The sequence below is a fragment of the Enterococcus sp. RTP21361st1_A6_RTP21361_211029 genome (assembly GCF_040910045.1).
Taxonomy (GTDB): Bacteria; Bacillota; Bacilli; order Lactobacillales; family Enterococcaceae; genus Enterococcus_D; species Enterococcus_D gallinarum.
On the sequence record NZ_JBDGBK010000089.1, the window covers coordinates 1 to 14,267 of the forward strand.

Below are 14,267 nucleotides of genomic sequence, written 5' to 3' on the forward strand. Positions count from 1 at the left end.
CAGCTGTCACATTCTGTGTTTGATGGTGAAAATTGAATCCCGTTGCGTAGAGCATCAGTACAAAGAAATAATCTGGTTTTGGCAAGCGGTAGATTTTGGAAAGTAAAAAAGCCGTGAAGGATAAGCAGCCGATAATAAACGGTGCACTCCAAGGAATCAATGAAGTAATCGCCCCTAAAATAAAAGCACTCAACAATGCAAAACCGTGGATCAGGATTGCTTTTATATTGTAACTGAAGGAACGGTGCTGAAAAGCCAAATAAGAAAAAGCTCCCATGGCTCCAACAGAACAAATCATGGGGTCTTTGGAAAGAATCCCAGTAATCAAAGGAACGCCCATTGCGATGCCAGAGCCCAATGGACGTAATAGTTTGGTAGTTAAATTCATGACATTCCTCCTCTAGCCCCTATTGGGAGCGACATCTTTTATAAGTGGTTGTTTGGGAAAAAATTAGTATGTAAATGATCAGAAGAAAACAAGATCTTCAATGAAAAACACGGCATAACTGATGAAGCAAGCTATAGAAGATGAAAGATTTTTAACAATGGAAAAACAAGCAGCGACTTTCTAGCAGAGAAGCAACGGCCTCCCTATCAATTATAGGAATGAAAATCGAAATATGCAAATTTTTCAAGAAAGTTTCGTGAATCACTTGATCTCAGTTAATCTATCAGAAAAGACGATGCTCTCTCATTGCCGTCAATTATGCGGTTCAAGTGATATAAAAAAGATCAAAACTATTCTGGAGCAAACAAGAAGTTGCACTCAGTAAGTTTTGATCGAATCATTTTATTCCTCTATCTCCTTTAGGATAGGAAAAATTTAGTCCTCTTTTATTTTACAGATGCACTAGAAACAGCATCGACTACGACAGCCTCTGACGCACCAGTTGTCGTAGCTGACTCTGCGTTATCTTCGTGGACAGAAGCACTGGTAACAGCATCTGAGTTCTCGTGAACAGAAGCGCTAGAGACAGCATCTTCGTTTCCCACCAATTTTTGACCGGTTTGTTGCAGATACCATTCAATGATTGGTTTGAAATCTAGAATATACTCGTTGATACCTGCATATTCGCCATTTTCATTATGCATGGCTTGGTAATTGTGGACAATGTATTTCTCTGGAACCTGTTTTGGTACATGAACCCGAACAGCATCTGTAGCGCCGCTGCGCAATTGTTGGATCACCCATTCCACATTTTTATATGATTTTTCAGGGTGACAGTTTGCTAATGGATTGCCCACCTGACCGGGAACACGAGCTGCCAACATTTCATGGGCTTCTTGACGCAAGTTATAATACAAGAATTGATTATTGCTATCCGCAAAGGTCAACTCCATCGGCATTGAATCTAAAAAATAATTGATTTGATCGACGGTCAATAATCCACGATTTAACTGAACATAAGTATTTCCAGAAACGGCCCCTACTGCTTCTGCAGCTTTCTCAAGCCATTGATCATCAGACATATCAACGCCTTCCACCGTTGTAGCGATCTTCCCAGTCGCATGTAAATCTTCTGGTGGCAATTGTTTAGGTCCAGCTAATGCAGAGACTACGTTAATAAATTTGACGAAGCTTGCTAACGTGCTGCCTAAAAAATCAATTGTTCGTTGATCGATCAGATTCCCATCTTCATCAAAAGCTTCTTTTGACTTTCCTAGTAAAAACTCATTCCCCGGCATCACAAGTGCATTGACTCCTGGGGCATCCAAGATTTGACGCAAATGCAACTGTGATCTGGAAGTTCCTTGATCATAATACGAAGCACCCACGACCATTACTGGCTTATTTTCAAGAGGATGAATCTTAAATGAAAGCCATTCCAAGACACTTTTCAGGCCTGCTGGTACTGTATGATTGTGCTCTGGTGTAGCAATGATTACGCCATCGGCTAAAATGATTTTTCGATTTAGTTGCTGGATCTCTGGACTGTTCGTTTGATCATCATCTTGATTGAATAATGGCAAATCTTTGATTTCGACCAGTTCCAAAGTAAAAAGTTCGGTGAATTGTTTTTTGATGAATGTTAATAATTTTCGATTGGTTGAAACTTCTGCTGTTGATCCGACGATACCGATTAATTTCATCTTTTCTATCTCCTATCGCAATTAAATGGTTTCCCAAGAAAAATTTTCTGCTTCACGTTTATTGGCTTGATGGGCATGTTGTAACTGACTTGTGATCGTCACAAACAAGAGAAAATCACTGAATAGTTCCCGCAATTTTGTTACTTGCTCTTCATCTTTCAGGCGTCCTTGTTCATCAAAAGCTTGCAATGAGTGCCCCAAAAGAAATTCTGAACTTGGCATGATCCGTGCTTTTAATTCCGGTGAATCTAAAATCTGCCGCAAATGAGCCTGTGCTCTGGAAGACCCTAGTGTGCCATACGACGCCCCTGTGATCATAACGGGCTTATCAACAAAAGGAAAAATACCATAAGAAAGCCAATTCAAGGCATTGATCAGCGAAGCTGGAACGGCGTGGTCATATTCTGGGGTACTGATGATCACGCCATCAGCAGCTTCAATTTTTTCTGCAATCCTTCTGACTGCTTCCGGCAACTCATGGTCTTCCGGCTTATTGAATAAGGGAAGACCGGCGATTTCGACAAGTTCGATCTCCGCTTCACTAGCAAAAAAGTTTTTCATGAAGTTTAACAAATCGCGATTCGTTGATCGTGATGAGTTGGTTCCTACTAAGCCTATAAATTTCATTTTTTATTCTTCCTTTCCAAAATAATTTTCTTTGATCCCTGACGTGTGGCAGACCCGATTCTCCCTTGTGACAAAGATTCCTTCGATTCCGGTCTGAGCTTTCAATTGATCCACCACTTGAACTATCGGTTTACCAAATAAACGAGTTGTCCAGATTTCTCCTTCCAACGATGACTTAGAAACAATGGTCAGACTCGCTAAGTCACTTTTGGTTGGAAAGCCTGTTTTTGGATCAATGATGTGATGATAAACGGATGCTCCTTGCTGTAAATAGCGTTCATAGATACCAGAAGTCACAAGAGAGGCATTCTTGACTTTGATGATCTCCAATGATTGCTGCCTTGTTCCTTGGGGGTCTCTTATACCTATACGCCAAAAACCATCCTGATGTTTTGGAGACGCGCCATAGGTCACGATATTACCACCTAAATTGATCAAAGCATAAACAGCATGGTTCTGATGACAGTACATTCGTAATTTATCAGCAATGTAGCCCTTAGCTAATGAACCGAGGTCTAGCAGCATTCCCTGTTTTTCCAAGAAGACACTTTGCTCTTCCTCATTCAGACGAATTTGTTGCGGGTCTGTCAATGGCAGTAGTGCAGTTACTTCTGAGGGTGTGAGGACTTTTGCATCCGTAAATCCGATCCGCCATCTTTGGACAAGAGGACCAATCGCAATATTCAAGTGACTGTCTGCTGCGCAACTATGATATTTGCCGATTTTGATTAGCTCATAAAGTTCTGGATCGACGACCACAGGATGTTGACCAGCTGCGTGATTCACCGCCATCAATTCTGAGTGGGGATCGTTTGCGCTAAATCGTGTTTCATATTCATGCAGCAGGCGTTCTAATTCTGATAGCAACCACATTGGATCGTTATGGGCAACTTGTAATGTGATGGTTGTACCCATTCGATGAATGACCCTTGTTTCTTCTCGAAAAAAGTTTTCACCCATTTGTATCCCTTCTTTGATTCCAAAAATCAAACGACTCGCTAGCGAACCATCATTTTTGTTAGTATTTTCACAATCAGAGAATACTCCTTTAAAACATTTTTGTCAATATTATTATATATTTTTTTATATACAAAGCCGCGCTAATTTTATATAAAAAAAGAACAACCTTCGATCTTTCGTTGCTAGATCAAAGGTTGTTCCCTATAAAACGGATCAAAAATAACGACTCATTTTCATTTGCTTTAGTCATGCATCATTATAGCTGTTTTTTCATCTGATTTAACTCATTGATCAACAGCCGATTTTTGTTGATTTTTGCAAACGCAAGTGCATCTTGTATCAATTCTAGAATGACAGAAGCTGGTTCGCCGGCAGCTTGGGCATTTTTGGCCAACTGTGCAGCTGCACGGGCCAGATAATAGGTCAAATGATTCTCTGAGCAAATGGCGATCGCATAATTTAATAGTGCGTTGCTGGTTTCAAGATCATTCGTTTGCGCGTAAAAAACCCCGCAATGGAAAACGATATTCAAAACGCGCCAGATGTCTTCCGTTGTTTGGATGGGATACGTATAAATTTCGCTAAATACTTTATCGAAATATACTTCCGCTTTTTCCAACTCAGCTTCACGCGCATAAGCGATGCCGATCCCCGTGTAGGCCAGCAGTTGAAATACTGTGTCGGTCGTCTTTGACATCAGCAATTGATCAAAATGGAACAAGACATCCGTGAACGGCGCCTGGTTAAAAACCATCTCGAATCCTTTAAGATAATAATAACGAGCTCTTAAATCGGCGTCTTTGATCGTTTTGGGATCGATTTTCTCCAAAATTTGAGCCAATTGTTCAAATTCACTGGTAATCAGCGAAAATTCAGCTTTTTCTAGTTGTTCATCTAGTTGTGAATTCACCACATTGATTGAAGAAAAAAGATCCACTAAAGGCAGATTGATTCGATTGCATAACTTGATCAATATTTTCAAGGAAGGGACTTGTCCATTATTTTCAAACCTGCTCAGAGTTGCTTGTGTGCAAATACCCTCTGAAAGTTCTTTTTGTGACATCCCAACAGCCTTTCGTGCTGCAATAAATTTCTCTACATTCAATTGCCTTTCCCCTCTCTGCTTCAACTTTGGCAGCCATTCAGTATCGATATGATTTTAGCATGTTTTTTTGAAAACAGGCACCCTCTTTTGATTTTATTTTTCACTTGTGAAGGGGAAGACTCTATGGAACAATCACTTTTCTGAGAAATCGCCTTTTACGACAGCCCGCTGGGTTTGATAGCTTCCTTTCTCTTTTCCTGTACGTATCTCGGCTAGCTTTGTTTCGATCATTTTCATAATTTTGTTCAAGTTTTGAGGGTCTGCTACAAAATCTAGTTCATCCCCATCGATCTGCATTTTCGGACAGACATCAAAATTTTCATACCAAGCATCATAACGTTCGTTCAACAATTTGTAGTAATCATACAAACTTGGATCATTTGCCACCTGTTCATACGAACGTCCTCGCTTACCGATCCGATCGATCATAGTCTCCAAAGAAACTTTGATGTGGATCATCAAGTCTGGTTGTTTCATTGGGGCGGAGTCTTCCAACTCACGCAGCATCGTGTTCAATAAATTGTCGTATTGCTCGACTTCCATTGGTGAGATCCTTCCAAGATCTGCATTCAAATGAAACATCATGCTGTCTTCATAAATCGAACGGTCGATCACATTGTCATCGTGAGACAAGGCTTCCCGCATTGCAAGAAAACTTTTATTCAAAAAAAAGATTTGCAACAAAAAAGCATATCTTTCTGGATTTGAGTAGAACAATGGTAACACATCGTTGTCCTCAACATTTTCATAAAATGGTTTTGAAGCCATTTCCTTCGATAAAAAATCGGTCAAACTACTTTTACCTGCTCCAATCGTTCCTGCTATCAATAACACATGCATCCATCCTTCTTACTAAAATATCGTTGAGCCATCCTTGTCTCGCTTTTTCCCTCACTGATAAACCTAACACTGAAGCTGATTCAAAACGTAGGCGTATCTTTACATGGCATTTGGTTAGCAGCAAAATACTCATAAAAGACCTTGTTTACTGATTTCTCTTTGATAACAAAAGATTTCTCGCGACTAATGTCTCAGTGGCAACCTCTCTAGTGTATCAAATCCAGCAGGTATTACAAGATTGAAGGTCCTTTTTCCAATAACGGGCACTCTTCTGCTAACAGGTTGTCGTCTAAACTCGTGCGTTTCTCAGAGTCGTAATGGCGGATTCTTTATGCTTGTTTGCCTCACTTCGACACAAATCCCTGCTAAACGATTATGACAAAAACAGCGCTCCTTCCAAACTTCAAGATCCATTTTACCTAATCTTTAAAAAAAGTAAATACAATATATAGTGAACAGAGTGTAAGAAAAAGATTAAAAAATACTATATATTGTGAAGTAATGGTATCTAAAGGAAGGAAATATTCAGTCACTGCAGCTGATTTTGTTATTCATCCTTTCCCCCAAAAAACACAACACCTGCTCTCCTATCAGAAAAAAGAGCAGGTATTGTGTTTAGAATGTTGCTATTCCACTTCAATGGATCAGCAATCAGTCGTTTTTGTCCCCTTGAATCAAAAAACAAACTCTAGCTAGGATATATCCTTTGTGTCAGTGAACTGATTTGCGCCCCTTTCCACTAAAGAATATCTTTCCATGATCCTTAACGTAAGATTTCGATCGTTTTCTCGATTTTAACCGTTACACGACCGTTCTTGATCACATAAACCCGTTCGGGAATATCAATCAATGCATTGCTTTTCGACTTTGTATCTAACAATACAAGATCGGCTTTTTTACCAACAGCTAATCCATAATCAGCTAGTTTCAACGCTTTCGCCGTGTTGGTAGTGATCATCGGTAAAACCGTCGGCAAGTCGGCAGCCCCACCTAAGTGGGCAACTGGAACAGCTAGCATCGCAATCTGAATCAAGTCCCCATTCCCATAAGGTGTGAAGGCATTGCGGATGTTGTTGCTTCCTAAGCAGATATTTACACCACCATCTCTTAATTTGCGAATCGGAGTGACTGCACGACGCACATTATAAGGATCGTTTCTCGCCCCTAAATGAAGATCGGTGGCAGGCAATGGCATGACATTGATTTGTGCTTCCGCCATCAATGAGATGACTTCTGCTAATTTTTCAGGCGGCATCGCATGCAACGCGGTCAAATGACCTACGGAGACACGCCCGTGATAGCCTTCTTTAATGGTCTTCTCACACAGATAAACAATTGATGTCTCATCCGCTTCATCGGCGAAATCTTGATGGAGATCAATGTCTTTATCAAACTGTTTGGCAATCGAAAAAACCAAATCAATATGCTCATTGGCTGGTGCATCATTATAAGGAATTCCCCCTACAACGTCGGCACCTTTTTCCATTGCTTCGATCATCATCTTATCAGTACCAGGCGCCTTGAAGATTCCTTCTTGGGGAAATGCGACAACTTGCATATCAATCAAATCCTTGTATTCTTCTTTTAATCGCATGATTGTATCAAAGCCCGTAAATCTTTGGGCTGGATCAAACTCTGCATGAGTCCGCACAGCTGTCGTACCATGAACGATCAGCATCTCAAGTGCTTGTTTTGCCCGTTGGTATATGTCTTCCTCTGTGAAAGTTGGCTTTAATTTTGCAGTAACCGCGATAGCTTCTTGCAATGTGCCGGAATTGTTGGGTTCACGGTCAGCGATCAATGCTTTATCCAAATGAATATGGCTTTCTACAAGACCGGGAATCAGCACTCGTCCATTGGCTTCGATGGTCTCATTTGCAACTGTTTCGATGGATGGTGCGATCTCGACGATTTTGCCAGCAGTAATGCCAACGTCTTTTAACTCTTCTCCATCCTCGATTCTTGCTTGTTTAATTAGTAGATCCATTTCTTTTCCTCCCTCTTACTTACCCAAAAATCAAACCAATGAACAACAATATAATTGAAGCAAGACTTAGCCATTTCACATTTCCTTTGACCACATCCAAAATGGGGATTTGGAATCCTGAAGATAATGCTTGCATCGTGATGTTGACGAAACTCATTTGACTGCCTAAGCCCACGCCCATTGTGACAAAACCTAAAGCAATCGGTGGGAATCCTAGGGAAACGGCGACTGGCAAAACAAGTGTCAACACTGAGCCCACATACGCTCCAGCAGGAATGCCAATCAAGACTCCGGTTAAAATCGCCACAGGTACTACAACAAATTCCGGTGCATTTTGAGCTACCCCAGCAATGACGGCAAACGTTCCTGTTTGCGCAATGATATTGATGAATGCCAAGAAGATTCCCACTTGAAAAAGACGAGTCAGAATATACGTTGATCCATCTACCATTGCTTCCACCGATTGATTCATTGAAAAATCAGTACATAAGTAAATCAATGCTAATGTGATCACCATATAAACAAGCGGTGTGAAGAAAACAAAACCAATCAACTCATTGACTAGCGGGCCGAATATAACTGCAAAAAGCAAGAAAATCGCTGGTAATGTGATTTTGAACAACTCGCCATTACTTTTTGTTTCATATTCATTTTCTGCAGAAGCTTTAAAGCCGATGTGCCGGCGCTTCGTTCCCCAAAAAGCCAAAGCGATAGCTAACACGACAAACAACAACCAAAAAGGACGCATCTCAACAACATAAGAAGAAACGCTAAAGCCGCCCAGTTTGGAAACAATACTTGATTCTAAGGAGGCAGGAGAAGTTGTAAACGAGACAGCTGCCGCTAGCGACATGGCTGCAATCAATTCTGGAACCACTCCCACTGCTGCAAAAGCCAGTGGTGCGATCACCATTGCACTGCCGCCGCCAATACCAGACATATAAGTAGCTGCTGCAAGCAAAATGACAATAAATGCAGAAACATATTCTACCTTGCCTTTTGTTCCTCGTTTAGCCAAAGTCAAAGCTGCCGTATAGCTTCCCGCTTTGAAAACAGCCATTGCCACAGCAGAATTGATGATGGGGACAGTGATACTCAACATCGTTGGCACAGCTTCCAGCAGTTGCGTATTGGCTTCTGCTAAACTGATACCTCCGATGATCATTGCTAGTATACCAGCAACCAGTCCAGCAATGATCATATCTACCTTTCTAAATAAAAGAACTAAAACCAAGACCAATGGAACTAAAACCAAAATAGCTTTAAATCCTGTTGGTGCAACGATTTGGTCAATTGCTTCTTCAGCATGTACAGCAATGCCATAAAACATTCCTACAAACATAGCAGCAAGCAAAAAAAACCATTTTTTAAATGTTTTCATTTTTCCACGTCCTTTTTTGGATAAAAATAAATGCATTGAAAAAAACGAATGATTCAGTCTATTACGTAACTAGCAAAATAGGTTATTCCATTTAGAGAAACTCAAACGGGGCCTGCTTTCTCCTTTTATAAAACAATTACTGCCGATTACCTATTGAAATCAAAATGAGATCACTCTTAAAAAACTACCCCTTTCACTACTTGCTATTCAGCTACAAGTTCTCTGAGCCACTCCTCCCTAAGAATCATTCCCTGCACTGTCCACTACTAATAAACGGCCACAAGATGCCGTTGGTGAATCCTTTGAAGTTGTCGGACATACAAATACACCGCTTTTTTGTGGGAATGATTCTTCCTTTTCTCCTTTTCTGCCTATCTTCCTGTTTTCTATTTTACGCGAATGTGAATCCGCTTTCTTTGGACGTTATTCTAAAAAAAACGATCTTTTTTTAGCCGATTGTCTAAATCATTTGCATCAAAGTGAAACAAAAGCGGCTGTTCTGCCTATTCTGACCAGCCACTTTTATCAATTATCTGGTTCCACTGAAGAATCGCTTAATCCGCTGATAGACCAGCAATTGTTTGCGGGCACGTTGAATCCGGCGATACCGATGAGGATTTTTTTGGTAAAACCCTTGATGGTAATTCTCGGCTGGCCAGAAAGTCGTGGTTGGTCTAATCTCTGTGATGATTGGTTTTGCATAATGACCTGCCCTTTGCAGCTGTTCTTTTGACGCTTCAGCAATCGCTTGTTGCTGCGGATCTCCGACAAAAATGATTGGTCGGTACTGCTTTCCCCGATCTTGAAACTGTCCACCAGCATCTGTGGGATCCGTCAACTGCCAATACAATGAGACTAGCTCCTCATACGTAATCAACCGATTGTCAAAAATGATTTCCACTGCTTCTACATGTCCGCTTAACCCGCTACTGACTTGATCGTACGTGGGATGCGGGATATTCCCGCCGGTATATCCTGAAAGAACAGAAGTGATCCCTATTTTCTGTTCAAAAGGCTCCACCATACACCAAAAACAACCCCCCGCAAAAATGGCTGTTTCTTGATGACTCCAGTCAGTGATTTGATGTGTCTTTGTTTTTTGAGTTGTTTGAGTTGTTTCTATCCCTCTTAACTGATCATAAAAATCCTGTAAATCCGGTGTCAAGTTGCCTCGAAGTGCCAATGGTCGCAAAGCAGCTTCCAACTCTGATAGGACATTTTTTTGTTCTTGTCCGGATTCTAACCGATCTCGGGCTGCCAACAACTGGGATCGTTCCCAATCTCTTGTCCCTGGATTGATGATCAAATTGTAAAGCTGACTTAATCGTTCCTCGTCCATCCTTCTCATCCTCTCTGCCAGCAAAACTTTGAAGTGTTCCATCCTCTTGCAATTACTTGAAATGATTTATATGCAAATTACCATATTTCCTTCATCTGGCCTACTGATTCGCTTTCTGACCAAAGAAAAAATTCTCTAAATGACAAAAAAACCGAACAAATAGCGGTACAGACCATCAACATAGGAGGGTCTGAAATTCCTGTAGAACAGAAATCAGCTATCGTTCAGTTCGAGGTATTTTGCTGTTTGGTTATCTTAAGAGCATTGTTTATCTTGTTAGTGAAAAATACAATGGACTTAATTCTTCTAATGCTTCAGTCGTCAATCTCTCAACATCTTCGATGCTCTCTGATGGAAACCAAAGTTTGCCGATTTGAAAACTGCGTCCTTGCAGCTTTTCTTCAAGTTGTCTTTGTTTTTGCGGCTCTGAGAGGTATACAGCTAATGGGCAATGATCTTCTAGTTCATGTTCCACCTGTGGCCAAATATAATAATCAGCCAAATTTTTGTCTTTGCTCCATTCTTCAATCTGCCAGCGTAAGTCATTATAGGCTGCTAAACTCCCTGAACGTTGGCCACTTTTGTAATGTTGGAACATGAAATAGACTTGATATTGCTTTTGATTGATCAATGCAGCTAGGCAGGCATTTTGATTCGGATGTGCCTCATTCCGATAAGCACACCAAAAATGACTGCGCAAATTCCAACCATTCGTCCAACTCTCAACTTTCGGTTGAAGGTCTGCTGATACATTGGTTGCGACAGTCATTTGGATATGTTTCCATTTTTGCCAGCTCATCTGATAATCCTCTTTCAGCCGCTGAATTGTTTCTGGTGGGTAGATGTCTTTGATTTGTTTAAAGGCAAATACCTCACGATCGAATAAATCAAAATCTGCCTTAGCAAATTCCATAATGTCACCTTACTTTTAAGCTCTATTTTTTTAGTGGTAGTAAACAGCATCTAGGAACAATCCTTGGGAAGGCACTGTCTCTCCGGCTGCTTTTCGGACTTGATTCGTAAATATCTCATCGATCGCCGAAATGTCCATTGTACCCGCACCAATCTCTAAAATCGTCCCGGTGATGATCCGTACCATTTTATAAAGAAAGCCATCTCCTTTAAAGCGAAAACGCAGCATATCTCCTTCTCTTGTGAGTGAGAGTTCCTCGATTGTACGAGTAGTGGATTTTTTGGTCTTTTTTAATGCAGAAAAGCCAATAAAATCATGAGTGCCAATAAACTTCTCACAAGCTGCTTGCATTTTGTCCCAATCAAGCTCTTGCGGACAATGAAAACTCCGATGACGTTCAAATACGGTTGGAATCGGACTATTCCAAACATAATAACTGTATTGTTTGCCGGTCGCATTGTAACGGGCATGGAACCGTTCAGAGGCTTCTGCGACCTCTTTGATGACGATGTCTTGAGGTAGGTAGCGATTCAGGAATTGCAACATTTTTTCGGGGGACAAATCGCTTGCTGTCTTGAAATTGGCTACTTGTCCTCTCGCATGCGTCCCTGCATCTGTACGTCCAGACCCGATGATTTCGATTTTTTCATTTGTCATTTGTGTCAAAATACTTTCAATTTTCTCTTGGATCGTTCGATCAGAATCGCCTAAACGTTGCCACCCCAGATAGCGCTTGCCATCATATTCAATCGTAAGTTTAATATTTCTCATTTATTTTAATTGCTCCTGTCATCAATGATTTACCCCAAAAAAACGGGTTCCCTTGCTTATCATAAGGGAACCCGTCACCGGTGTAAATGCTCTAAAGAAGATTTTAGCGATATTTCAAGAAAACAGCCAAAGATTCAAATTTCTGATGTCATTAAAAACTTTTATTTCCCAATCACTAATCTCCTTGTATAGACTGCTTGGCCCGAATGCATGACTGCATCATCGACGATGGAGACGATCCGAGCTTGTCGTGTCACAGCTGGCGTCCAGTTCTCATCAATCACTTCTGATAAGCTAGTTTCATCGATAGACTGAAGGTAATTAACTGCTAACTCGACACTAGCAGAAAGATAATCCACTAATAGTTCTTTTTGATTAACAATTACCTTGGCGGCTTCTTCTGGTGTATGACGCCAATCTTCTGTATCGTCAGGCAAATCCAAAGCAAATCGCTTCGTCCAGTCCGCTAGCCAAAGTGGTTCTTGATCCGCTAATGCGGAAATCTGCAGATCGATTTCGCGAGCGGTATGCCAGATCAGCCAAGTGACTGACTTAATCAGTGGCTCCGGCATCGTGTTCGCTTCCGCGATACTCATTTGCGCCAACGTTTCTTCAAATCGTTCTTGGGCCCGTTGCAATGTCTCGATCGTCAATTGTGTTTCCTTCATGATACTCCTCCTCTTTAGTAAGTGCTTATCTTTACTCTACTACAGAAAAAGGGAGAAACCAATGAATCAACCTGCTGGTAAAAAGGACTGAAAAATTATTCTTCCGCATAAATTTCTTTGGCTAAATTGAATGCCGACCATGCTTTAGGCCATCCGGCATAGAAAGCCAAGTGTGTGATCAATTCAACGATCTCTGCTTGAGTCACACCATTTTCTTTGGCGATTCGTAAATGAGCTTCTAATTGAGGCACACCTTGTGTCAAAAGGCTGGCAACAGTGATCAAACTGCGATCTCTGGCGGACAATTCTTGTTCTCTAGACCACACTTCTCCGAATAATACGTCATCATTCAATGCCGCAAACTGAGGGGCGAAGTCACCCAATCGTTCGCTTCCTGCTGTTTGTTTTTTCATTCTCATTGCCTCCTTATTTTTGTAACTGCTGATAGTCTTCCTCCGCCACAGCTTCGAGCCATTCAGGCGTTCCGGCAGTAATAGCCAGATGTTCAAACCAGCTATCTTTTGCTGCGCCATGCCAATGCTTGATGCCATCATGGGTGACGACAATATCTCCTGCTGTCAAAAATTGGGCTGGTTTTCCTTCTTCTTGATACCAGCCTTCACCACCAGTAATCAGCAAAATCTGATAACCATCATGATGAATATGTCAATTATTGCAGCAACCTGGCTCAAAAGTTACATTCCCAACGCCAACATTGACCGAGGGGTCTGCAACTAAAGTGTTTAAATAACTTTGTCCAACAAAGTATTGGGCATACGCTTCATTTTTTGCGCCACTTGGGAAAATCACGCCATCTTTTACCTCTTCAAATTTTGCCATTGCTTGTCTCCTCCTTGCATACCTCTTTGTCTGATACCATTGTGCCATTTTGTCAGCTTTCACAATCAATAAAGCGGCAATCCTTTCAATAACTTACAAGTTCATGTTACTGCTTGATCCACATAACGTCCAATACTTGTTAAGCTGATTTCTATGCTTGCAAAGCATGCTTGAATTTCTTCAAAAATGTTTGGACTGTCGGCGCCAAAATCGTCTCTTTCCTCCATACCAGAACACAGTTCGTTTCCAGAGGTGGCGAAAAGGGGATGAATTTTATTTGGTTTTCTCGATGATGAATCGCTCCAGCAATTGCTAAAGCAGCACCAACATTGTTTTCGACCAATAAAAGCACATTAAAAATCAAATTGTATCTCCCAACGATTGTCAACTCTTCTTCAACGAATCCCCCCCACGTGCAAAACATTTCCAAAACTTCTTTACGACTCGAACAAATCAACGGTGTGGTGAGGATGTCTGCAGGTGAGATACTGCTTTGATCAGCCAACGGGTGTTCATTTGCAACAAACAGCCCCCAGACTTCTTTCTTAGGCAATGGTCAGCCGATTGTATTGATCCGTCGTTGCAGGATCAATCAAAATCGCCACATCAAGCAAGCCTTTATCAAGTTTTTCCAGAATATCATTACTAGTTCCGCTAAAAATAGTAAAAGACACTTGGGGGTGATCAGTAACCATTTCTTCGATGATTTGTGTGAGCAAATAGGAGTTTTCTGCTTCCACACAAC

At 41.2% G+C, this 14,267-nt stretch carries 14 protein-coding genes and 2 pseudogenes; all 16 read right to left on the reverse strand.

The genetic code is table 11. The annotated features are described in order from the left end of the window. Window positions 1-388 (reverse strand): annotated as a pseudogene (locus AB5Z52_RS13475) (FUSC family protein); the annotation flags it as partial. 446 nt (window positions 389-834) lie between these two features. After that, window positions 835-2,091: an NAD(P)H-dependent oxidoreductase gene (locus AB5Z52_RS13480; protein WP_137264326.1), complete on the reverse strand. Its 1,257-nt coding sequence runs from the start codon at window positions 2,089-2,091 to the stop codon at window positions 835-837. 21 nt (window positions 2,092-2,112) lie between these two features. Continuing rightward, window positions 2,113-2,718 carry an NADPH-dependent FMN reductase gene (locus tag AB5Z52_RS13485; RefSeq protein WP_021150173.1) on the reverse strand — a complete coding sequence of 202 codons (606 nt, stop codon included), beginning with the start codon at window positions 2,716-2,718 and terminating at the stop codon, window positions 2,113-2,115. 3 nt (window positions 2,719-2,721) lie between these two features. Beyond that, entirely contained in the window at window positions 2,722-3,678 is a 957-nt protein-coding gene (locus AB5Z52_RS13490) for an FAD:protein FMN transferase (protein ID WP_003125867.1), read from the reverse strand. Window positions 3,679-3,934: 256 nt separating this feature from the next. After that, window positions 3,935-4,783 carry a helix-turn-helix domain-containing protein gene (locus AB5Z52_RS13495; protein ID WP_021150175.1) on the reverse strand — a complete coding sequence of 283 codons (849 nt, stop codon included), beginning with the start codon at window positions 4,781-4,783 and terminating at the stop codon, window positions 3,935-3,937. A gap of 132 nt (window positions 4,784-4,915) precedes the next feature. Beyond that, window positions 4,916-5,617: a deoxynucleoside kinase gene (locus AB5Z52_RS13500; RefSeq protein WP_081842106.1), complete on the reverse strand. Its 702-nt coding sequence runs from the start codon at window positions 5,615-5,617 to the stop codon at window positions 4,916-4,918. 769 nt (window positions 5,618-6,386) lie between these two features. Next, window positions 6,387-7,610 (reverse strand): amidohydrolase family protein, encoded by a 1,224-nt coding sequence (locus AB5Z52_RS13505; protein WP_137264325.1) that lies wholly within the window; start codon window positions 7,608-7,610, stop codon window positions 6,387-6,389. A gap of 19 nt (window positions 7,611-7,629) precedes the next feature. Then, window positions 7,630-8,952 (reverse strand): citrate transporter, encoded by a 1,323-nt coding sequence (locus AB5Z52_RS13510; protein WP_219644891.1) that lies wholly within the window; start codon window positions 8,950-8,952, stop codon window positions 7,630-7,632. A 568-nt stretch (window positions 8,953-9,520) separates the two neighbouring features. Next, window positions 9,521-10,330, reverse strand: coding sequence for a peptide-methionine (S)-S-oxide reductase MsrA (msrA, locus tag AB5Z52_RS13515; protein WP_179190911.1), 810 nt, complete (start codon window positions 10,328-10,330; stop codon window positions 9,521-9,523). Window positions 10,331-10,598: 268 nt separating this feature from the next. After that, window positions 10,599-11,243, reverse strand: coding sequence for a glucose-6-phosphate 1-dehydrogenase family protein (locus tag AB5Z52_RS13520; protein WP_005470767.1), 645 nt, complete (start codon window positions 11,241-11,243; stop codon window positions 10,599-10,601). Between the two features lie 30 nt (window positions 11,244-11,273). Next, window positions 11,274-12,014 carry a tRNA pseudouridine(38-40) synthase TruA gene (gene truA / locus AB5Z52_RS13525; RefSeq protein WP_003125859.1) on the reverse strand — a complete coding sequence of 247 codons (741 nt, stop codon included), beginning with the start codon at window positions 12,012-12,014 and terminating at the stop codon, window positions 11,274-11,276. Between the two features lie 161 nt (window positions 12,015-12,175). Next, window positions 12,176-12,682, reverse strand: coding sequence for a DinB family protein (locus tag AB5Z52_RS13530; protein ID WP_003125858.1), 507 nt, complete (start codon window positions 12,680-12,682; stop codon window positions 12,176-12,178). Window positions 12,683-12,777: 95 nt separating this feature from the next. Further along, a complete protein-coding gene (locus AB5Z52_RS13535; RefSeq protein WP_005470766.1) occupies window positions 12,778-13,095 on the reverse strand; it encodes a carboxymuconolactone decarboxylase family protein in 318 nt (105 codons plus the stop codon). Between the two features lie 13 nt (window positions 13,096-13,108). Beyond that, window positions 13,109-13,522, reverse strand: a pseudogene (locus AB5Z52_RS13540) (cupin domain-containing protein). Window positions 13,523-13,673: 151 nt separating this feature from the next. After that, window positions 13,674-14,075 (reverse strand): LysR substrate-binding domain-containing protein, encoded by a 402-nt coding sequence (locus tag AB5Z52_RS13545; protein WP_021150184.1) that lies wholly within the window; start codon window positions 14,073-14,075, stop codon window positions 13,674-13,676. After that, a partial coding sequence (locus tag AB5Z52_RS13550; RefSeq protein ID WP_368266953.1) for a LysR family transcriptional regulator substrate-binding protein occupies window positions 14,068-14,267 on the reverse strand: 200 nt, incomplete at its 5' end. The genes AB5Z52_RS13545 and AB5Z52_RS13550, both read right to left, overlap by 8 nt.